Here is a 19,924-nt window from a genome sequence, read left to right as displayed (position 1 = left end):
CGCCGGATCGGAACGGGGCAAGCTGCCTGCAAACCAATTATTAACCAAGAATCTATATAACCCGTGAACCATGAAACGGGTGGCGTTCCTTAGCCTTGCCCTGATGGCACTTTTCGGTGCGGCAATCGCTCCGATGCCCGCGCTTGCCGCCGATAAGGTGCGCATCACCGGGTTTTCGGACGTACCCTTCGGGGTCGTATCGGTCACTACCGACCAGACCTTGAGCCAGAGCATCTGTGCCTACAGCTCGGCTTCGACAGGTGGCTACTGGGTCTCGGCCCAGGGAAGCGGCAGCGGCGGGGCCTTCACCCTCGACTCCGGGGCGGCGCAGCTCCCCTACGACGTTTACTGGGCGGATTCGTCCGGCCAGACGGGCGGTCGCCAGCTTACCGCCGGATCGACAGCGACTGGCTTCACCTCCGCCATTTCGCAACAGTTCTGCAATAGCGGCCCTCCCACCTCGGCGAGCCTGACCATTGTCCTGCGCGCCTCCGTGCTTACCGGCGCCATAGCGGGCAGCTACTCCGGCACGCTCGAGATTACGCTCGGGCCGGAATGAATGGCCGAGCAATGGACGTTCGCACATCCACCAGCCGGCGACACAGGCGAGCCCAGCGGCTGATGCTGGGTTGTGCCGTCCTCGGTTCGCTGTGCTACGAAACGGGAGCCGCGGCGCAGGAGCCAAACCACCTGGTGCTGCAGGTTGGCGAACCCGAAGGGTTTGACAACCTGACCGATACGCAGGTCATGCTTGTCGACGTCTACTTCGGAGGCGTCCGCCGGGGCGAAACCCAGGTCAGGGCGACACCCGGCACAGTAAACCTGATCGACGCAGCGTCGGCAGTTTCCCTTCTGCCCGGCGTTAAGGATTCCGCCGTCGTTACGGCGGCACTGGCTTCGGGAGACCTGTCAACCAACGCCCACCTCGCCTGCCGGAAGTCGAGCGATCCCGCCGCTTGCGGTCGGCTTAGTCCCGAAGTGGCAGGAGTGATCTTCGACCGCGAGCGCTTTCGGCTCGACGTATTCGTCAACCCTCGCCTGCTTGCTGTCGATGAGCAGATCGGCCACAGCTACTTGCCGGTGCCGGACGGAACCCTCGCTGTGGTGAACGCATTCGGTGGGGTCATCTCGGGCGAAACCGCCGGCGGAACCTACTACAACCTCCAGGACAGCCTCATTGCCGGGTTCGGAGACAAGCGCCTGCGGGCCGACCTGACATATGCCAACGACCTGGGCTTCGGGGCCGAACGGCTTGCACTCGAATGGGACCGGCCGGACCTGCGCTTCTCCGGCGGAGCATTGTGGGCGCCCGGCAGCGAGATCGCTGGCCGGGCAAAATTGATCGGTCTCGGAGTGGAAAGTCAGATCGACACCCAGTTGGATCGCGACCAGTTGCTCGGCAGCCCGCTGGTCGTCTTTCTCGACCGCCGGGCCCGTGTTGACCTGATCCGCGACGGCCGCGTGATGACCTCGGCGATTTACGAGGCGGGCAATCAGCAGGTGGACACCTCCGGCTTGCCCGACGGCGCCTACGAGATCGTGCTGCGGATCGACGAGCCGGGCCGGCCGGCACGTGAGGAACGCCGGTTCTTTTCCAAGAACCGGCGCGTTCCGTCGGTCGGACGAACCGACTTCTATGCCTTCGGTGGGCTGCGGATCGATGATTTCGGCAGCGGCTCGCTCGAACCTTCGCAGAATCCCTATTTTCAGGGCGGTATCTCCCGGCGGTTGAGTGAACACTGGGCCGTCGGCGGCAGCGTGGAAGCAAGCGATTTCGGCGCATCGGGCGAATTCGGCGCCACACTGGTGACTTCGTTCGCCCTGGTCCACGGTGCGGCCATCGCCGACCTCGACGGTGGCTACGGCGGCCTGCTGCAGATTGCCTCGGCCGGCTCAACCCGGCTCAACTTCAACTTCGACTTGCGTCATATCGAGGCAAATGACAGCGCGGCCCCGCTCAACGGCAGCTTCGGATCGGCATTCGCCGGAAGTTACACACAAGCGGGCGGTATCGTGTCGTACAACCTGGCCGGCCTGCGCCTGCTCGGCACCTTCCATTACCGCGACAGCGCCGGGCAAGAGGCGAGCTACAGCATCGGTCCGGCGTTCGAATGGGACGTGCTGCGCACCGGTCCGCTCACGTTCACCTTGCGCGGAGACCTCACTGCGACCGAGCGCGGCGAGGCCGGGTTCGCCGGAATCTCGCTCCGCTTGCTGGGCAAGCGCGGCTCGGTCACCGCCCTAGGCGGCGGCCGCAGCTCCAACATGCCGGACGATACGCTGGGCCAAGGCGCGGTGGGCGCACTGGCCGCGGCGTGGAGCCCGCAACTGGTGGGTGGCGAGCTCGCGCTTGGCGTGGGCTACGATCACCAGCCCGAGCAGGACACCACCGTGCTCTCGGGCGATTTCCGCCACCGGCTTGGTTCGCTGGCCGGCGACCTGTCGCGCACCGACGGCCCGGATTCCGCGGTCACGCAATATGCCGTGGGCGTGCAGACGACGCTTACCGCCGGCGGCGGCACGATCGAGGTCGCGGGCCGGACCAGCAGCGAGAGCATGGTTGTCGCACAGGTGAAGGGCGCGCGCCCGGGCGATAGCTTCGATGTCGTCGTCAACGAACAAGTCACCGGCCGGATCGAGGGTTCGAGGGTGTTCACGCTCGCCCTGCCGGCCTATCGCGCCTACGATGTGCGTATCAGGCCGACGGGGGTGCGCTTGCTTTCCTATGACAGTTCCGCCCGCAAGATCAGCCTCTACCCCGGTACCGTCGCGCGGCTCGAATGGGTCGCTTCGCCGATCGTCATCAAGTTCGGGCGGCTGGTCGATCCCCGAGGCGCGCCGCTCGGACACGTGACGATTTCCGGCAAGGGCATCTGGAGCGAGACCGACGAGGACGGCAATTTTCAGTTCGAGGCGCCCGACGACGCCGAATTGAGGGTCACCCTGCGTGACGGGAGCACATTCGACCTGCCGCTGGCGTTGACCGCGCCGCGCAACGGGATCGCGCGGCTGGGCGCGGTGGAATGCTGCACAAGAAACGAAAAAATGCTGGGTTCGCTCGATACGACGCGCCTGCCGCATAATGGAGAAGCTCGATGAACTGGAAACGACTGTCCGCCGTCGCTCTCGTCGTGGGTGCGGCAATCGGGCCGTGGGGGCCGGCCAACGCGGAGATGATCCTCAGCCAGGTCATCGTCGACCTCCTGCCGGGCAAGCCCCCGCGCGAGGACATCGAGGTGTGGAACGACAGCGAGGAGCGGATGTACGTCCAGGCCGAGCCGTTCGAAATCCGCAAGCCCGGAACGCCGGACGAGCAGCGCGTGCCCGCCGTCGACCCCGAGGTGTCGGGCATCCTCGTCTCGCCGCAGCGGCTGGTGCTCGAGCCGGGCGAGCGGCGCATCGTGCGCGTTGCGGCGGTCGGTGCTCCCTCGCCGAACGATCGCATCTACCGGGTCGCGATCCGGCCGGTTGCCGGGCCGATTTCCGCGGAAAGCAGCGCGCTCAAGGTCCTGGTCGGCTACGACGCGCTTGTGCTGGTTCGACCGCTGCTGACCGACAGCAACCTCGAAGTCTCGCGCACCGCACACACGCTGGTGCTGCACAACGCCGGCACCACTGCGGAAGAGCTGTTCGACGGGCAGCAGTGCAACCCCGACGGCAAGGACTGCCAAGCCCTGCCCGCCAAGCGGCTCTACGCCGGGGCGACCTGGGCGGTGGAACTGCCGTTCGAAGGACCCGTGACCTACAAGACGGCGATCGGCCCGACCATCCGCCAGCGCCAGTTCTAACCCGCCGCCCGCGCCGCCCGCCGGCGCAGCGCCGAGGAGCCCGGAGCCGAGGCCGAGCCGGCCACCTCCGCGACGACAGCCTGGGCCTCGCGCAGGGCCCTTCCTTTCTTGCGCATGGTCGGATCTCCTGACTGGTCCGACCCCGCCCACCGTGAGCTTGCCGAACGATCAGGCTAAGGCACAAACAGGGGGCTGTAGGAAAATGGTTTTTGGCCCAAGCGGAAGAACTTCACTTCAGCTTTGCGCACTGATCCAAGAGATAAGAGCCCGACTTCTTAGTTCCCGAAAGTGGACATTCTTCGCGGACAAGTTGGCTGGTCGTGGAGGGGCGGGGCAATTCTCCGCTACTATTCCCATGCAGTGAGGCTGTCAGTGGCGACAGGATTTCGGCGCGATTCGTGCAGCCGGCATCGCGATAGCTGCAGGCAGGAGGGTTTGGTCGCGGCATTTCGGGCTTTCGTCGCTTGGTCGCGTGGCTTCCATCGCAGGCAGCGTAAGTCCTGCGCGAAGGTGCAGGTCGTCGCATCATTGCGGCATCCTGAATACCCGAAGGACGACCTGATGCGTTTGCCGATTGCCCTTGCCGCGCCGCTAATGGCTGGTGCCTGCGCTGCCATCCAGCCGGCAGAAATGCGCGTGCCGCAACCGCTGATTGACCAATCCGTCCGTTTGCCCGTGGAGGGTATCGGCGGCTGGAATCACGGCCGCTTCCGCACCGGCGACTATGCCGGTGATTACGAGCGCTCGGAAGAACGGCTGGCCTTTCTCGATGCCGTCGTGCGCAATTCGGGCCATTCGGGCTTCGTGATCAAAGGGCCGGGCATCAGTTCGACTATCGAGGCGGACTGCCGGATGCGCGAGCGCGTGCTTGATTTCGGCGTGGTGGAATTCACCCCGCGCCGGATGTCGTATCGTTGCGAATTCACGGCTGATGGACGGGCCATCCCTGCGCGTTTCGAACTGCAGGAAGTGCGGACCGGCCTTGCCGGTGCCCTGAGCCGCCGCGAACGTCGCGGGGAGATTGCGCTGGGCGGCGAAAAGTTGGAAATCCGCTCGGTCCACAAACTTGCCGGGTCGCCGATCGAAATGGCCACTCCCATTGGTTACGTATTCGAACAGGATGGCCACCCGGTTGGCGCGGTCGAAATCAATGGCCAGCCCGTGATCTACATTAGCGACCTCAGCGACGAAGGCCTTTCGCGCACCATCACTGTCGGAGCGCTGGCACTGGCAGTTTTCCGGGATCCGGCGAACAGTGCCCTCGGAGACTGACGGCAACCTGCTGCAGCTGCTGCGCCAGGGCGAAGGCCGCTTCGCCCTCTGGCTGACGCCTGTAGTTTGGGTGCTGTCGTCCGTGCTGTTCGTGATCCCGATGTTCGTGGCTGGGCAGGAACCTTCGTTGTATTTGTTCCTGTCGATTGCAGCCATTTCGCTGGGGGGCACCGCGATTTCGTATGCCCTGTTCGTCGCGATCTGGCGAGTTTTCCAGCGCGAGATGCGAAGCAAGCTTGTGGTGGCGACGCTGGCGGTGCTCGCCGCCGCCGCGCTGCTGGCGCTGCTCGACCTGGCCGCCGCCGGATTCATCGCATCGTTCCAGCCAGGCAACACGCTATCCACGGACCCGATCTTTCGCCTGACCAACAACTTCGCCGTCTTCATCCCGCATTTCGGCTTGCTCGGCGCGATCTACGCGCTGCTGGCGCACAACCGGCTGGCGCTCGACCGTGACCGGCTGCTGGCCGAGGCCAATACGCTGGCGCAGCAGGCACGGCTTTCGGCGCTGCGCTACCAGTTGAACCCGCATTTCCTCTTCAACACTCTCAACTCGATATCTTCGCTGGTCATCACCAAGCGCAACCGGCAGGCCGAGCACATGCTCGAAGCGCTGAGCGAATTCCTGCGCTCGACCCTGGCACGCGATCCCGACGACCCGCAGACGCTCGACATCGAATTGGAGACCATTGCCGCCTATATCGCCATCGAGCGGATCCGTTTCGGTGAGCGGCTGGCGCTCGACATCGATTGCCCGCCGCACTTGCGCGACGCCGGAATCCCGCCGTTCCTGATCCAGCCGCTGATCGAAAACGCCATCAAGCACGCTGTGGCAGAGACCGATGAGACCGTGAACATCGTGCTGGCGGTACAGCAGGACGGCGAAGACCTGGTGCTAATTGTGGAGAACGATCATTGCCCCGATCCCGCGTTGAGCGAGAAGCGCAGCGGAATCGGCCTGCGCAATATCGAGGCGCGGCTGTCCTCGCTATACGGTGAGCGCGGTCGCATCGAAACGCTACGCCGGCAAGGGACATACCTTGCCATAGCGCGCATGCCGCTGGTGATCGAACAACCGCGATGACGCTGCGTATCCTGCTGGTCGATGACGAAGAGCTGGCGCTCGACCGCCTGGCCGACCTGCTAGGCTATATCGAGGGTGTCGAGATCGTCGGTACGGCGCAGAATACCACCAGGGCCGCAGAATTGATCGAAGCGAACAATCCCGATCTCGTGCTGCTGGATATCCAGATGCCCGGCGGCAGCGGCATGGCGCTGGCGGCAGACCTGCCGCTGGAAAATCGCCCGGAAATCGTTTTCGTGACTGCCTTCGAACATTTCGCGCCCGACGCCTTTGCCGTCGATGCTGCCGATTACCTGCTCAAGCCGGTCCGGTTCGACCGCTTGCGCCAGGCAATCGTCCGTGCCCAGCGACGTATCCGGCTGAACGAAGCGGCCACGCGCGGAGGCGAAACGTTGGCCGAAAGCTCGCGCTATACGCGTGAGTTCTGGGTGGCGCAGCGGGAAGGTCAGGTGCGTCTGGACGTGGACCTGATCGACTGGATCGAGGCCGCAAAGGACTATGTCCTGCTGCATACCTCGACGCGCAGCTATCTCCATCGCATCTCGATGCATGCGCTCGAGGCGCAACTCGATCCGCAGGGCCTGATGCGGGTGCATCGTTCCGCCTTCGTGCGGCCGAACCTGGTGGAAAGGCTGGAGCGTCCCGGCAAAGGCAGCCTCAACCTAGTGCTGCGCGACGGGGCGATCGTCCAGGTCGGACCTACTTACGTCAAGCACGTACTGAAGGCGCTAACCGGCAGGGAAGGTTGAGGGCGCGGCAGCGCGCTGGATCGCCCACCGCTCGCAATTCACTCCGACATGGAAAAATGCCCGCCCGGCACAAGGCCGGGCGGGTGCGCTTCCGATGGACGGGGTTTGGGGGTCGTGCGTTTGTCAGAAGCGCAGACCGGCAGTCACCATGACCTGGTGACGGCTGGTTTCGATATCGGTGGCAGAGAAGGCACCGTAATCGGAGTAACGGTATTCGATGCGGGCGAACGGCTGCCCGAAGTCGAATTCGAGGCCGCCACCGATGCGATAGCCGTCGAGGTTCTCGCCCATGCTCTCGACTTCGTCATCGAGTTCATAGGTCGCGGCGAAGCGCTGGTTGCTGTAGCCCGCCTTGGCGAACAGCAGCATGGTTTCGCTGACAGGCACACCGACACGAATGCCGGCGTAGAGATCGCGACCTGCCGACAGGGTCAGCATGTCGTCGTCCTGCAGCACGTCTGTGGCCGAAGCGCTGACCGAGCTGTCGGCCAGTTCACCCTCGACACCCAGCACCACGCCGCCAAGGTTTACGTCGTAGCCGAGCGCGATGCCGTAGGTGACACCATCTTCGGAATCGTCGGTGTCGTCGCCAGAGGTAAAGGTGTCGTAGCCAACGACCGCGCCGGCCCAGGGCCCGGTGAAGGCTTTGTCGTCCTGGGCATAGGCAGGAGCCGCACCGGAGAAGGTAAAGGCAGCCACAATCGATGCTGCCAGTGCAGTCTTCTTCATTTGAAATATTCCCTCATACGGGCGATCTTGATCGCCCGTCAGACCTGAAGCGCCGGACCATCCGGCGTTCCGTAGCTTCAAGTGGCAGGGTATTTGCGGGAGTGCGCTGCGGCGTAGCTGAACTCGATTGGCCAAGCGACCAGCATGGGGCGGCTGCGATGAAAGGCCGCCTTGCGTCGACGAACTCCGACAACAGGGCCGCCCGTCCGCCGACAGGTCGATCCACGCTCCGCCGTCAGGTCAACATCTGCGTCGGATCTCCTGACTGGTCCGACCCCGCCCACCGCGAGCTTTCCGGAAGCGTAGCTGGGGGCGAAGCCCTCAACGGTCAGGCCAAGGCACAAACAGGGGCCTGTAGGAAAATGGTTTTTTCCTTCGTCGAAGAAAAGGGGGGGGAAATTCCCGATACCCGCGTGATTGCCTCGGCCTAGAATGACCGTCGTCGCATCGTTGCCTCGGGTCAGAAGGATCATCCGCACCGCGGATGTCGATAAGGGGATATGGCTATGAGACTGCTTCTCGCGTGTGGCGCATCAGGACTCATCATCGCACTGGCAGCATTCGCCCCCGCCCAGCAGGCTGTTGTAACCGGGCCGGAACACGAAGTGCTCCCGGCGATTTCGGACGCGGACGTCCCGCAGAACCCGCTAAAGGAAGCCTATTTCGGCGAGACACACCTGCACACGGGCGTTTCCATGGACGCCTTCATCGGCGGCAATCGCCTGACGCCGGATGACGCCTATCGCTTCGCCCAGGGCGAGGAAATCATGGTCAACGGCTCGATGCACAAGATCAAGCGGCCGCTCGATTTCGTCGCGGTGACCGATCACTCCGAATTCATGGGCGAAGCCTACAGCCTGATGAACCCGGGAGCTCCCGGTTACGACGATCCGATCGCCAAGTCCTTCCGCGATGCACCGGACCTCGAAACCGCGCTGGGGCTTTACGGCAAGTATGTCCTGACCCCGCTGGCTGGCGGCGGAGACCCCCACCCATCCTTCTTCCAGGGCCAATCCGCCGTCGAAACGACCTGGCGCAGGAACTACGAGGCCACGGAACGGAACTACAAGCCCGGCAAGTTCACTACGATCCACGCCTACGAGTGGACCTCGGCACCTGGCGGCGGCAACCTCCATCGCAACATCCTGTTCCGGGACACAAACCTGCCGAAAGTCCCGTTCTCCTCGAACGAAGGTGACGATCCGGAAGAGTTGTGGGCATGGATGAAGGCACAGCGCGACGCCGGTGTGAAGGTGTTCGCGATGCCGCACAACCCGAACGAGAGCAAAGGTCTGCTGTTCACCGAGGCCACGCTCAGCGGCAAGCCGATCACACGGGAGTACGCGGCCACGCGGGCGGCCATGGAACCGCTGATCGAGATGATGCAGATCAAGGGCAACTCCGAAGTGGTGCCCGACTTCTGGCCGAACGACGAATTCGCCGATTTCGAGAACGCGCGATCGCTTCAGGACTACAACGATCGCAAGTTCATGAAGCAGAACTTCGTCCGCTACGGTCTTGGTCGCGGTCTCAAGTACAAGACCGACTTGGGCATCAACCCGTTCAAGTACGGCTTCGTCGGTGGGACGGACAGCCACAACGGCGCACCCGGCAATGTCGAAGAAGACAACTGGACCGTGGGCAGCCACGGCCTGGCCGACCAGACGGCAGAAATCCGCGCCGCAGCAATCCTCGAAGGGGAAATGAAGGTCTCCGACCTCAGCCCCGGGGCAATCACCGGGGTTTGGGCTACGTCCAACACACGCGGCGCGATCTGGGATTCCATGGCCGCCAAGGAAACCTTCGCCACCAGCGGCCCCCGCATGAAGGTGCGCGCCTTCGCCGGCCAGGGTTTTGCTTCGAGCTACGCCTCATACGCCGACATGGTTCGTGACGGCTATGCTAAGGGCGTGCCGATGGGCGGGAACTACACCGGCACAAGGGCGCCGCAACTGCTGGTCTGGGCGGTAAAGGATCCGATCGGACCCAACCTCGACCGCATCCAGATCGTCAAGGGCTGGTACGAGAACGGCGAAATCAAGGACAAGGTCTACAACGTCGTCGCTTCGGGCAATCGCCTTCGCGCCGATGGGACGGTCGAGCCGATCAACGCCCCCATCGACCTGAAGACGGGCAAGTTCAACACCACCAAGGGCAGCGCCGAACTGATGGGCGTGTGGACCGATCCGGACTACGATCCGAACCAGAACGCCTATTACTACATTCGCGTGCTGCAACTTCCGACGGCACGCTGGAACCTTTACGACGAACTCAAATTCGGCGTGAAGTTCCAGCCGGACGTCAAGAAGGAGATCGTGGAGCGCGCCTGGGGCTCGCCGATCTGGCATGAGGTGAACTGAGGACGCATGTTAGCCAGACTGGTTCGCGAACCGCTCGTCCATTTCATCGCTCTCGGGGCCCTGATTTTCGCGGCTTGGTACTGGATCAATCCGCCCAGGCCGCCGGTCGATGAGATCGTTATCGACCAGCCTCAGCTCGACCATCTGAAAGCGCTGTGGAAGGCGGAATGGAAACGCGACCCCTCACCTGACGACGTCAAGGCGATCATCGACCGGCATTTGCGGAAGGAAATCTTTTACCTCGAAGCCATGCGCATGAACCTCGACCAGAACGACGAAATCATCAAGCGCAGGCTGGCGCAGAAGATGGAGGCAGTCGCAGGCGATGTCTCGCGGCTGATGAAGCCCGTCACGGACGACGAGCTGCGCATCTACATGAAGAGGCGTCCCGACCTGTTCGCCCAGCCGCAGAGTATCGGATTTCGCCAGGTCCTTTTCCTGACTTCGGAACGGAGCGCGGCCTTAGCCACGCTCGCGGCGCTGCGCGAGGGCAATCCGGTTCCCGAAGCGCAGGAAGACAGGATGGGCGTCCCGAACGATTGGGGCGTCACGGCTGGGCCCGACATTGCCAATGCGTTCGGTGACGATTTCGCAGCGGAATTGGCAAAGGTACCCGTCGGCAAGTGGGAAGGTCCGATCGCTTCCGGCTACGGGCTTCACCTTGTCTATGTCGACAAGCGCGAAGATGCACACCAGCCGAGCTTCGAAAGCGTCAGGCCATACGTGCAGCGAGAGTACGACTACCAGGCACAGCGCGATGCCGAACAGGCGGCATACGACGCGTTGCGCAAGCGCTACACGGTACGGATCACGGCCGAGGGCGTCCCGGCAGACGTCCAGCTGGCGCTCGCCTCGCAATGATCCGCCGCGTGAGGGATCCTGGCCAGGCTTGCGGCGCGTCCATGGCCGTCATGCGGCCGGTGTGGCGCTTCCTTGCCCTGCTCGCCCTATGTTTCCTTGCCGCCGTCCCTGCAGCCCAGGCGCATGAAATCCGCCCCGCCTATCTGCAGGTGCGCGAGATCGGCCCCGACAGCTACGACGTCCTGTGGAAGGTGCCCAGAACAGACGATACGGTCCTCGATATCGCCCCGCGCTTCGGACCGGGCTTCACGCTCAAGGAGACCGACGACGGCGCGCTGATCGAAGGCTTCGTCGTCTTTCACTACCATCTCGATGGAGAGGGGCCGCTCCCCGGCAGCACGCTCACTATCGACGGGCTCGGCAATTCGGCAATCGACGTCCTTGCCGAAATCGAGCTGCGTGACGGCAGCCGCTTCAGCTACCTGCTCCAGCCAACCAAGGCGAGCGTTGAGATAGATACCGAGCCATCGTTCTGGACGGTGGTGCGAAGCTATCTCGTGCTTGGCGTGGAACACATCCTGTTGGGCTTTGACCACTTGCTGTTCGTCTTTGCGCTGATCCTCATCACCAGCGGAGCGATGCGGATCGTGAAGACCATTACTGCGTTCACCGTTGCCCACAGCATTACGCTGAGCGTGGCCGCGCTCGGCTACGTCGACGTGCCCGGCCCGCCGGTCGAAGCAACGATCGCGCTCAGCATCGCCTTCCTCGCGTTGGAACTCTTGCGAAAGGTGGAAGGAAAGCCGACGCTGACCAGCCGCAAGCCCTGGCTTGTCGCGTTCATATTCGGACTGCTGCACGGCCTCGGCTTTGCCGGAGCGCTCGCCCGGATCGGCCTGCCGCAAAGCGCGATCCCGCTGGCGCTCGCCAGCTTCAATGTCGGGGTCGAACTGGGTCAACTGGCTTTCGTGGCCGTGGTCCTCGTCGCATTGCGCCTCGTCGCACTGCGGCCCCAATGGCCAGTTCAGGCACGCAGGCTGGCTCCCTACGCGATCGGATCGATCAGCATGTTCTGGGTGTTCGAGCGGCTAGGCTCGTTCGCCTGACGCGAGTCCTTGCAGTAACTAGGACTAGTGGGCCGCGAGCGGATCGGCAGCGCGAAATGCTGCCAATCGCGCCACGGTTCCACTAAGCCGCCGCGCGCGCCTGCCGCTTGCGCTCGTGCGGGTCGAGGTAGCGCTTCCTCAGCCGGATCGACTGCGGGGTCACCTCCACCAGTTCGTCGTCCTGGATGTAGGCGATCGCCTGTTCCAGCGTCATCTTGCGCGGCGGGGTGAGGCGGATGCCTTCGTCCTTGCCGCTGGCGCGGAAGTTGGTGAGCTGCTTGGACTTGAGCGGGTTGACCTCGAGGTCCTGCGGCTTGGCGTTCTCGCCGATCACCATGCCTTCGTAGAGCTTGTCGCCGGGGCTGACGAACAGCACGCCGCGGTCTTCCAGCGCGTTGAGCGCGTAGGCCACGGCCTCGCCCTGTTCCATGAAGATCAGCACGACCGATTTACCGCAGGACATTCGGGTGCAGTGTGAAATCAACAGCGGGTGCCATCTTTTATGTTCTAAAGCTTTCAGACAATTGACAGTTACAGATGGGCGAAAGAAGGTGCGTCCATAATTTGGAGGGTCGATATGCGTTGCAAACTTGCGCTGGTCGTGGCGCTGAGTGTCTCTCTTTCGGCGTGTGGGGGCGGCGGAAGTGTAAATTCAACCCCGGCCCCGACGCCCACCCCCTCAGCCGTCAACACGACGATGGACAATCTGAAGGCAAACCAGACGTTCGCCAGCGATGCCGGCGCAAACGACCTTTCGTTCGATCTGACATCGAAAACGGTCGCAAGCGGAAGCAAGTCGCTGGGCGACCTCACCATTTCCTACGACGCGACCGACAAGAGCTATACCGTCACGCTGGGAGGCACTAGCGACAAGTTCCTCCCGGCGAACGTAAGCGGCACGACCTCGAACGACACGCAATACTCAATCGCCGTAAGCGGAGGTCATGACTATCTGACCATCGTTTCGAAACCCTACAGCGGCCTCCCGGCGACGCAGTATGTTCGCATGGCCTACCTGCAGCGAAACACCATCAGCGGTTCGGTTCAGGATACCCTGTTTTCAACCTTCACCTTCGGTCTCGACAGCGCAGCCTCCGCTGTCCCCCGGGTCGGGACCGCGGGTTATCAAATCGATGTCTTCGGCCTTGCTTCGTCGCCCGGTCACGAACCGCGAATTTTCCAGGGGTCAGGGCTCTTCTCCACCGACTTCGCGAGCGGGATTTTCACTGCACAGACCACGACCATGACCGATTACAATCTCCTCACCGGCGAGGGGACATATGGCGGCGGCATCGATATGTTCGCCTCAGGGCACCTTTCCGCATCCGACAGCACCTTTGCCGGATATGCGGTCTTCGGCGGTCGGTACGGTCAGATCCCTGGAACCCTGTCCGGCAGCTTTTACGGTCCCCAGGCGCAGGAGATCGGTGCGTCGTTTTCCGGAACCAGCACTACCGGCGCTGCGGTGACCGGATCGTTCACCGGTACGAGCGTCCCGGGGGCAGCTATGCCGAACCTGACGATGACAAATCTCGTTCGCGATCAATTGTTCACTGCGCCCAGCGCGCAGTTCTCGGTAACGCGGAAGGCCGGAGCGATTACCTATGTGCAAACGCTCCTCGGCAGCGGGCAAATCACGTGGCATTCCGACGGGTCGTTTCTGTTCGCACCGTTGTCATCGCAATTTCCGCACGGCCAGATTGACGGAACCGACATTGTCACTTCGAGCAACCCCAACTTCACGAGTTACGAGGCAACGCTCAAAGATGCGTCAGGAGGCCCCCAGGACGTCTCCCTGCAACTCTACAAGCCAGGGAGCGCAAACACTGAACTTGCTTTAACCTACACGAGTTTTGGCCATCTCACCGTTTCGCAAGTGCCGTCACATACGGACGAGGACTTCTTCGTCTATGGGCTCGAGACGCAACAATTCCTCATGCAGGCGAGGACTGGTAGCGCGCAATACCACGGGGTCGTTTACGGTGCAGGTGCAAACCAGCCAACCAGCGACGAGTATGACGTGAGCGGCACGTCGAGCTTCGACGTCAACTTTTCGACACAAGTCATGTCAGGGACTCTCGATCTTACGGGCACTGGACGCAACGGTTCACTCTCGATCGATTTTGGAACGTACGACTTCTCTGGAGCCCTATCGGGAGATTTCATCGATACAACCGTTGATCTGACAAAGGGTGGAACAGGTGCAGGTTCATTGACCACCCGCTTCTATGGTCCCGCGGGCGAAGAGATAGGTGGAAACTTCTCGATCAACGTCCCGGCCGGCAATCCCGGCGCAGGAACGCAGATCTCCGGCATCACGGTAGCCAAGCAGCAATAGAACGCTGGACTAACTAGCCCCCATTTATTGGCGCCGTTATCGGCCCGAACGAATGCGTGCGAAGCGCGCGCGGCGACTTCATGCCGCCGCCCGCGCCTGCCGCTTGCGCTCATGCGGGTCGAGGTACCGCTTGCGTAGCCGGATCGACTGCGGGGTCACCTCCACCAGTTCGTCGTCCTGGATGTAGGCGATGGCCTGTTCCAGCGTCATCTTGCGCGGCGGGGTGAGGCGGATGCCTTCGTCCTTGCCGCTGGCGCGGAAGTTGGTGAGCTGCTTGGACTTGAGCGGGTTGACCTCGAGGTCCTGCGGCTTGGCGTTCTCGCCGATCACCATGCCTTCGTAGAGCTTGTCGCCGGGGCTGACGAACAGCACGCCGCGGTCTTCCAGCGCGTTGAGCGCGTAGGCCACGGCCTCGCCCTGTTCCATCGAGATCAGGGCGCCGTTCTGGCGGCCCTCGATGCGGCCCTTGTAGGGGCCGTACTTCTCGAACAGGCGGTTCATGATGCCGGTGCCGCGGGTGTCGGAGAGGAATTCGCCGTGGTAGCCGATGAGGCCGCGGCTGGGGGCGGAGAAGGTGATGCGCGTCTTGCCCTGGGTGGACGGGCGCATGTCGGTCATCTCGGCCTTGCGCATGGCCATCTTCTCGACGACCGTGCCGGAGAATTCGTCGTCGACGTCGATGACGACGGTTTCGTAGGGCTCCTCGCGGCCGTTCGGGCCATCCTGGAACAGCACGCGCGGGCGGCTGATCGAGAGTTCGAAGCCTTCGCGGCGCATGGTCTCGATGAGCACGCCGAGCTGGAGTTCGCCGCGACCGGCAACCTCGAAGGCGTCGCGGTCGGCGCTCTCGGTAATGCGGATGGCGACGTTGCCTTCGGCCTCGCGCTCGAGCCGGTCGCGGATGACGCGGCTCTGCACCTTGTCGCCCTCGCGCCCGGCATAGGGGCTGTCGTTGACGGCGAAGGTCATGGCGAGGGTCGGCGGGTCGATCGGCTGGGCGTAGATCGGGGCGCTGACCTCGGGCGAGCACAGCGTGTTGGAGACGGTCGCCTCGGTCAGGCCGGCGATGGCGACGATGTCGCCCGCCTTGGCGTGGAGGACGGGTTCGCGATCGAGCCCGTTGTAGGCGAAGACCTTGGTGGCGCGGCCCGCCTCGACGAGGTTGCCGGCGACGTCGAGCGCCTTGATCGGCATGCCGACTTCGAGACGGCCGGATTCGATGCGGCCGGTGAGGATGCGGCCGAGGAAGCTGTCGCGATCGAGCAGGGTGGCGAGCATGGCGAAATCGCCGTCCTCGTCGAGATCGGGCGCGGGGACGTGGCTGACGATGAGCTTGAACAGCGGGGTGAGGTCGCCTTCGCGAGCCTCCGGGTCCTCGCTGGCGAAGCCGCTGCGGCCGCTGGCGTAGAGGACCGGGAAGTCGAGCTGCTCGTCGTCGGCCTCGAGCGCGACGAAGAGGTCGAACACCTCGTCGAGCACTTCGCTGGCGCGGGCGTCGTGGCGGTCGATCTTGTTGACCACGACGATCGGCTTGAGGCCGAGGCCGAGCGCCTTGCCGGTGACGAACTTGGTCTGCGGCATCGGGCCTTCGGCGGCGTCGACGAGGAGAATCACCCCGTCGACCATCGAGAGGATGCGCTCCACCTCGGCGCCGAAGTCGGCGTGGCCGGGGGTGTCGACGATGTTGATGTGGTAGGTTTCGTGCCCGCCCTCGGGAGTCCACTCGACCGACGTCGGCTTGGCCAGGATCGTGATCCCGCGCTCTTTCTCCAAGTCATTGGAATCCATGGCTCTTTCCTCCACGCGCTGGTTGTCGCGGAAGGTGCCGGACTGGCGGAACAGCTGGTCGACGAGCGTCGTCTTGCCATGATCGACGTGGGCAATAATCGCCACGTTGCGGAGCGAGGTCATTATCTGTGCTTTCGGGAGCGGTTTTACGCGGGCGCCCATAGCGCCATTGCTGCGTCGCAACAACCCTCGACCGTATACGAGATTCCGTATGTTGCCGGACCGGGGAACGGGCATTAGCTTCGGCGGGCAATGAGGGGCAGTCCAACGGGGGCGGACATGGCTGACGATGAAGGAACACCGCGAGGGACGCCCGTAACCAACGAAAGCGTGGCTGCCGCGGTCATCGCGCTTTGCGCCCTCGGCGCCGCTGCGGCGGCGATCGCATGGCTTCTTTTCCTGGCGACCACCGACCGGTTCGGGATCTTCCCCGAGGATGCCGAACCGAGCCTCTATTTCTCATGGCGCTTCTTCAACTGGATCGCTGCCGGCAGCGGCTGGATCGGAAAGAGCCTCGCTGCGGTCTTCGCGGTAATCACCTATGGCACGCAGTTCTATGCGGGCCTGTACAAGCGACTGCGCACGATCCTGGCGGTCGCCGCGCTGTGCCTGGTCGGGGTGGCGCTTTCGCTCGTTCTGATGTCCGAGATCGACAACGGCGAGGACCTCAACATCCTGCGCAGCTTCACCTCGCTCACGAACGAACAGATGAGCTTGCAGATCCATGTCCTGCTCGGCGGGGCCGTGGTATGGTTCGGCGCCTTTCTCGCGACGCTCCTCCGCATCAGCTGGAAGAAGCCGGCCGGGGCAATCGCCAAATGGCTGACGGGTGGCGGCGGAGGAGGGGGCAATGGGGAATAGGGCGATGACGGAAATATGCCGGATCACGGTGCTGCTGGCGGCGATCCTGCTGGCGGTGCCCGGCGTCGCAGCTGCCCAGGCCGAAGTCCGTGCGAAGGTCGACTGGGAATCGGAAAAGCCTCGCCGGGTGCAGTTCCAGTCGCCGCTCGGGAATTCGGACTTCACCGATCGGACCAACTATTATCTTGGGGAGGAGTCCTTTGCGGACCGCGTCTACCAAGCGCTCGACATCGTGGTTCGCTATTCCGACGGGACCAGCGTGCCGTTCCGCGTGCGCGGACAGATCGGCGCCGACCTGTTTGCGTTCACGGTGCACAAACCCAGCCCCTCGGTAGCCTGCAATCTCGGCGACGCCGGCAAACTCGAGCGCGCTGCGCAGAGCACCGACCAGACCACGCTCGTCTCGGCCGTCCAGACGGCCTACGCAATGCTTTCCAACGAGGCGAGCCCCTGCCCCGGATATCTCGTGCGGCGCGTGGCGAAGGCCAATTTCGATGCCAACTGCAACCTGGCCAAGCAGACGACCTTTTTTGACATCAGTCCCGATGCGCGCCGCCGCCTGCTCGAGGCGTACGAAGGCCACACCGCGCTTCCCGGCATCCAGCGCCAGATCGAGGCATGTGAGAAACAGGTCCGCGGGCAGGTCGTCGCGCCCGCGGCCAAGGCCATGCGCCGGGCGATCAACACCGGGGACATCGAACGATACCGGTCGCTCGACCGCGAACTTGGCCAATTGCTCGAAGAGGGCGATTGGCAGGAAGGCGCCGCGGCCGTCGACCTCTCGCCCGAACACTTCGAGCAGTTGCGCGTGGAAGCCACGGCGCTCGAGAATAGCGGCAACGACATCGCTTCAACCTCGCTCGAAGCGGCGACTGACGGCAACTAGCCTCCCAGTCGCCTGACCGCGGCGTGCTCGGGAAGTAGCGTTCGGAGATGGACAAAGCGGCATCGCCCCATCATCATCCGTCCCGATTCCGGATCAAGGGGAGAGTATCCAGATGAAGTCCCAGTTTGCCTTTCTTGCCGCTGCCGCCGCACTGTCGCTGACGGCACAGCCCGCTTCCGCCCAGCAGCGCGCCCTGAGCGATCCGGTGGTGCCGCATCCGGACCCGGAATCGCTGTTCACCAGCAAGGACCCCACGCTCAACCGCAACAAGCAAGCGGCGCTGCACATCCAGCGTAACCTGCTCAAGTGCAACGAGTGGAACCGGGCGAGCGAATGGTTGACCGACAAGTACATCCAGCACAACCCTGTCGCCGCGAGCGGGCTGGCCGGCGTCGTCTACTACTTCACCGAGGTCGCCAAGCGTAAGCCGCTCGACCCGTGCCCGGCGCTGTCGGCCAACGACCCGAACGGGGTCGTCATGGTAAGTGCGGAAGGCGACTACGTCACCATCCTGACGCGCCGCATCGTGCCCTACGGCAGCGACCCCAACGACACCTACACGACCACCTGGTTCGACACCTGGCGCTTCGTCGACGGCAAGGCCGACGAGCACTGGGATCCGGCGACCCTGCCCCCTGCCCCGCCGCAGGCCTCGAACACGGTGAAGCCGATGGCGCCCGAAGCCGCCGCGCAACGCGTGGCCGACCGCGAGGCGATCGAGAACCTGATGTGGACCTACGACCGCAGCCTGGACATGTACGACGCCAAGAAATACGCCGCCCACTTCACCGAGGACGGCGCCTTCGGCCAGACCAAGGGCCGCGCGGCGCTCGAGAAGATGATCACCGACCTCGTCAAGGGCCAGGAAGACCGCAAGGCCAAGGGCGAGCCGGCGCTTGGGACGATGCGCCACTTCACGATGAACCAGTACATCGAGTTTACCGGGCCGACGACGGCCAAGTACCACTACTACCACCAGACGGTGTTCGGCAATTTCGGCCGGGGCGACGATCCCGACCGTCCGCAGGTCGTCGCCGCCGGCAATGGGGTGGACGACCTCGTCAAGGTCGATGGCAAGTGGCTGATCAAGTATCGCAACGTCGGAGCGTCGACGGATATCTGACGCGGTGGGCGGGCGCGGTGCCGGCCGCGCCTACTCGTCCCCGCCCAACTGCCGCTTGAGCACCTGCGCCACGCGCTGGACGCTGTTCAACCCGTCGCCATACGGACTGCCCTCGTAGAGCGAGGTCAGGTAGGCGCGGTCGAAGTCGGTCAGGCCGCTCGGCGGCACCACGTCGGGATCGGTGCCGAACAGGCTGAGGATCGAGTCCGGCGCGTTCGACCCCTTGGCGTCCTTGGTCCGGGCGAAGACACGCATCACCGCATAGTCGGCCAGCTGGCGCAGGCTCTTGCCGCCGATGAAATCACTGTCGAACACGACGGTGACCGAGGTGATGTTGCGGCGGATGCCGTTGGAGATCAACGACTGACCGCCTTCCTGCGTGCCGACCGGGATCTGGGTCAGGTTCTGGCGCCGCGGAATGACCTGCCCGTTGCGCATCACGTCCTCAACCAGCGAATAGACCTTAACCGGCTCGTCCTTCTCGGTCAGCTCGCGGCGCTCGGCGGCCGAGAGGTTGTAGGACAACACCCCGGTCTTCTTGTTGAGCGCCTCGAGCCCGGCGCGCGGGTCCTTGCTGAAGGAGATGATGATGTTCGGACGGCAGGTGCCTTCGGGCGCGAGCGGGATGTCGAGCTCTTCCGCGACGAGCCGGAAACGGGCAACGACGGTCTCCGCAAAGCGCACCTGCAGCCCGGCGACGCCGGGGCAAGCGGGTTCCGCGAAGAGCGCGACGGGCTCGTGCCGCAGGTTGGTCTCGCGCGTGATCGAGCGCGCCTGCCTGGTCACCTCGCGCGCATCGACTTCGTTCGGGTTCCGCCCGGTGACGACGATCTCGGTTCCGCCCCAGGTTTCGCCGGACTTCTCGGACGCGGCCTCATCCTGCGCGGCGAGCGGCGCGCCAGCAAACAGCACGAACGGCAGGGCGAGGCGCGGAAGGACGGTTGTCATCGCGCCGGTTCTAGCCGCTCGCCGGTTCCGGGCAAGCCGCCAAGCGGCACTGCGACACTTTGACACGAACGGACGCACAAGCGTAGCTTTC

Annotated in this window: 17 protein-coding genes and 1 pseudogene; 14 read left to right on the top strand and 4 right to left on the bottom strand. The window is 63.8% G+C overall.

What is annotated here, in order from left to right; translation table 11 throughout:
• Positions 1 to 103: 103 nt before the first annotated feature.
• The 6 genes from GRI89_RS17105 (at position 104) to GRI89_RS17080 (ending at position 6,893) form a co-directional block, all read left to right on the top strand.
• Positions 104 to 559 (top strand): hypothetical protein, encoded by a 456-nt coding sequence (locus GRI89_RS17105; RefSeq protein WP_235913488.1) that lies wholly within the window; start codon positions 104 to 106, stop codon positions 557 to 559.
• A 62-nt stretch (positions 560 to 621) separates the two neighbouring features.
• Positions 622 to 3,099, top strand: coding sequence for a TcfC E-set like domain-containing protein (locus GRI89_RS17100; RefSeq protein WP_159798163.1), 2,478 nt, complete (start codon positions 622 to 624; stop codon positions 3,097 to 3,099).
• The gene (locus tag GRI89_RS17095) at positions 3,096 to 3,788 is read left to right on the top strand and encodes a fimbrial biogenesis chaperone (RefSeq protein ID WP_159798161.1); all 693 of its coding nucleotides are present in this window, start codon (positions 3,096 to 3,098) and stop codon (positions 3,786 to 3,788) included. The genes GRI89_RS17100 and GRI89_RS17095 overlap by 4 nt, the downstream gene beginning before the upstream one ends.
• A 510-nt stretch (positions 3,789 to 4,298) precedes the next feature.
• Complete coding sequence (locus GRI89_RS17090) at positions 4,299 to 5,060, top strand: VV20781 family protein (protein WP_159798159.1); 762 nt, start codon at positions 4,299 to 4,301, stop codon at positions 5,058 to 5,060.
• On the top strand, positions 5,044 to 6,144 hold the full coding sequence (locus GRI89_RS17085) for a sensor histidine kinase (protein WP_159798157.1): 1,101 nt from the start codon (positions 5,044 to 5,046) through the stop codon (positions 6,142 to 6,144). The genes GRI89_RS17090 and GRI89_RS17085 overlap by 17 nt, the downstream gene beginning before the upstream one ends.
• A complete protein-coding gene (locus tag GRI89_RS17080) occupies positions 6,141 to 6,893 on the top strand; it encodes a LytR/AlgR family response regulator transcription factor (RefSeq protein WP_235913487.1) in 753 nt (250 codons plus the stop codon). Before GRI89_RS17085 ends, GRI89_RS17080 begins: the two co-directional genes overlap by 4 nt.
• 123 nt (positions 6,894 to 7,016) lie before the next feature.
• Here the strand turns inward: GRI89_RS17080 and GRI89_RS17075 are convergent, their stop codons facing one another.
• On the bottom strand, positions 7,017 to 7,622 hold the full coding sequence (locus GRI89_RS17075) for an outer membrane protein (RefSeq protein WP_159798155.1): 606 nt from the start codon (positions 7,620 to 7,622) through the stop codon (positions 7,017 to 7,019).
• A 158-nt stretch (positions 7,623 to 7,780) separates the two neighbouring features.
• On the opposite strand from GRI89_RS17075, the gene GRI89_RS17070 reads away from it, so the two are divergent.
• The 4 genes from GRI89_RS17070 (at position 7,781) to GRI89_RS17055 (ending at position 11,889) form a co-directional block, all read left to right on the top strand.
• A complete protein-coding gene (locus tag GRI89_RS17070) occupies positions 7,781 to 8,053 on the top strand; it encodes a hypothetical protein (RefSeq protein WP_159798153.1) in 273 nt (90 codons plus the stop codon).
• A gap of 75 nt (positions 8,054 to 8,128) precedes the next feature.
• Positions 8,129 to 9,982, top strand: coding sequence for a DUF3604 domain-containing protein (locus tag GRI89_RS17065; protein ID WP_159798151.1), 1,854 nt, complete (start codon positions 8,129 to 8,131; stop codon positions 9,980 to 9,982).
• Between the two features lie 6 nt (positions 9,983 to 9,988).
• A complete protein-coding gene (locus GRI89_RS17060) occupies positions 9,989 to 10,843 on the top strand; it encodes a peptidyl-prolyl cis-trans isomerase (RefSeq protein ID WP_159798149.1) in 855 nt (284 codons plus the stop codon).
• Between the two features lie 41 nt (positions 10,844 to 10,884).
• The gene (locus GRI89_RS17055; protein ID WP_201290966.1) at positions 10,885 to 11,889 is read left to right on the top strand and encodes a HupE/UreJ family protein; all 1,005 of its coding nucleotides are present in this window, start codon (positions 10,885 to 10,887) and stop codon (positions 11,887 to 11,889) included.
• Positions 11,890 to 11,971: 82 nt separating this feature from the next.
• Here the strand turns inward: GRI89_RS17055 and GRI89_RS17050 are convergent.
• A pseudogene (locus tag GRI89_RS17050) lies at positions 11,972 to 12,331 on the bottom strand (translational GTPase TypA); the annotation flags it as partial.
• 255 nt (positions 12,332 to 12,586) lie between these two features.
• On the opposite strand from GRI89_RS17050, the gene GRI89_RS17045 reads away from it, so the two are divergent.
• Entirely contained in the window at positions 12,587 to 14,227 is a 1,641-nt protein-coding gene (locus GRI89_RS17045) for a transferrin-binding protein-like solute binding protein (protein ID WP_159798147.1), read from the top strand.
• Positions 14,228 to 14,305: 78 nt separating this feature from the next.
• Here GRI89_RS17045 and typA read toward each other — a convergent pair whose 3' ends face one another.
• Positions 14,306 to 16,138 (bottom strand): translational GTPase TypA, encoded by a 1,833-nt coding sequence (gene typA / locus GRI89_RS17040; protein ID WP_159798145.1) that lies wholly within the window; start codon positions 16,136 to 16,138, stop codon positions 14,306 to 14,308.
• Positions 16,139 to 16,294: 156 nt separating this feature from the next.
• Between typA and GRI89_RS17035 the strand changes: the two genes are divergently transcribed.
• The 3 genes from GRI89_RS17035 (at position 16,295) to GRI89_RS17025 (ending at position 18,885) form a co-directional block, all read left to right on the top strand.
• Positions 16,295 to 16,876: a hypothetical protein gene (locus tag GRI89_RS17035; RefSeq protein WP_159798143.1), complete on the top strand. Its 582-nt coding sequence runs from the start codon at positions 16,295 to 16,297 to the stop codon at positions 16,874 to 16,876.
• A 4-nt stretch (positions 16,877 to 16,880) separates the two neighbouring features.
• Complete coding sequence (locus GRI89_RS17030) at positions 16,881 to 17,762, top strand: hypothetical protein (protein WP_159798141.1); 882 nt, start codon at positions 16,881 to 16,883, stop codon at positions 17,760 to 17,762.
• Positions 17,763 to 17,874: 112 nt separating this feature from the next.
• Entirely contained in the window at positions 17,875 to 18,885 is a 1,011-nt protein-coding gene (locus GRI89_RS17025) for a nuclear transport factor 2 family protein (RefSeq protein ID WP_159798139.1), read from the top strand.
• A 30-nt stretch (positions 18,886 to 18,915) separates the two neighbouring features.
• On the opposite strand, the gene GRI89_RS17020 is transcribed toward GRI89_RS17025, so the two are convergent.
• On the bottom strand, positions 18,916 to 19,833 hold the full coding sequence (locus GRI89_RS17020) for a hypothetical protein (RefSeq protein WP_159798137.1): 918 nt from the start codon (positions 19,831 to 19,833) through the stop codon (positions 18,916 to 18,918).
• Positions 19,834 to 19,924: the final 91 nt, after the last annotated feature.

The sequence above is a fragment of the Croceibacterium salegens genome, from assembly GCF_009827435.1.
Classification (GTDB): Bacteria; Pseudomonadota; Alphaproteobacteria; order Sphingomonadales; family Sphingomonadaceae; genus Croceibacterium_B; species Croceibacterium_B salegens.
This window is presented reverse-complemented; position numbering and strand designations above follow the sequence as displayed.

What these genes read in the sequence shown, in the direction of transcription:
- GRI89_RS17060 (WP_159798149.1), top strand. Translation starts at nt 9,989, where the DNA reads ATGTTAGCCAGACTGGTTCGCGAACCGCTCGTCCATTTCATCGCTCTC.
- GRI89_RS17020 (WP_159798137.1), bottom strand. Translation starts at nt 19,833, where the DNA reads ATGACAACCGTCCTTCCGCGCCTCGCCCTGCCGTTCGTGCTGTTTGCT.
- GRI89_RS17070 (WP_159798153.1), top strand. Translation starts at nt 7,781, where the DNA reads ATGAAAGGCCGCCTTGCGTCGACGAACTCCGACAACAGGGCCGCCCGT.
- GRI89_RS17030 (WP_159798141.1), top strand. Translation starts at nt 16,881, where the DNA reads ATGACGGAAATATGCCGGATCACGGTGCTGCTGGCGGCGATCCTGCTG.
- GRI89_RS17065 (WP_159798151.1), top strand. Translation starts at nt 8,129, where the DNA reads ATGAGACTGCTTCTCGCGTGTGGCGCATCAGGACTCATCATCGCACTG.
- GRI89_RS17035 (WP_159798143.1), top strand. Translation starts at nt 16,295, where the DNA reads ATGGCTGACGATGAAGGAACACCGCGAGGGACGCCCGTAACCAACGAA.
- GRI89_RS17105 (WP_235913488.1), top strand. Translation starts at nt 104, where the DNA reads ATGGCACTTTTCGGTGCGGCAATCGCTCCGATGCCCGCGCTTGCCGCC.
- GRI89_RS17095 (WP_159798161.1), top strand. Translation starts at nt 3,096, where the DNA reads ATGAACTGGAAACGACTGTCCGCCGTCGCTCTCGTCGTGGGTGCGGCA.
- typA (WP_159798145.1), bottom strand. Translation starts at nt 16,138, where the DNA reads ATGACCTCGCTCCGCAACGTGGCGATTATTGCCCACGTCGATCATGGC.
- GRI89_RS17100 (WP_159798163.1), top strand. Translation starts at nt 622, where the DNA reads ATGCTGGGTTGTGCCGTCCTCGGTTCGCTGTGCTACGAAACGGGAGCC.
- GRI89_RS17075 (WP_159798155.1), bottom strand. Translation starts at nt 7,622, where the DNA reads ATGAAGAAGACTGCACTGGCAGCATCGATTGTGGCTGCCTTTACCTTC.
- GRI89_RS17055 (WP_201290966.1), top strand. Translation starts at nt 10,885, where the DNA reads ATGGCCGTCATGCGGCCGGTGTGGCGCTTCCTTGCCCTGCTCGCCCTA.
- GRI89_RS17080 (WP_235913487.1), top strand. Translation starts at nt 6,141, where the DNA reads ATGACGCTGCGTATCCTGCTGGTCGATGACGAAGAGCTGGCGCTCGAC.
- GRI89_RS17045 (WP_159798147.1), top strand. Translation starts at nt 12,587, where the DNA reads ATGGACAATCTGAAGGCAAACCAGACGTTCGCCAGCGATGCCGGCGCA.
- GRI89_RS17025 (WP_159798139.1), top strand. Translation starts at nt 17,875, where the DNA reads ATGAAGTCCCAGTTTGCCTTTCTTGCCGCTGCCGCCGCACTGTCGCTG.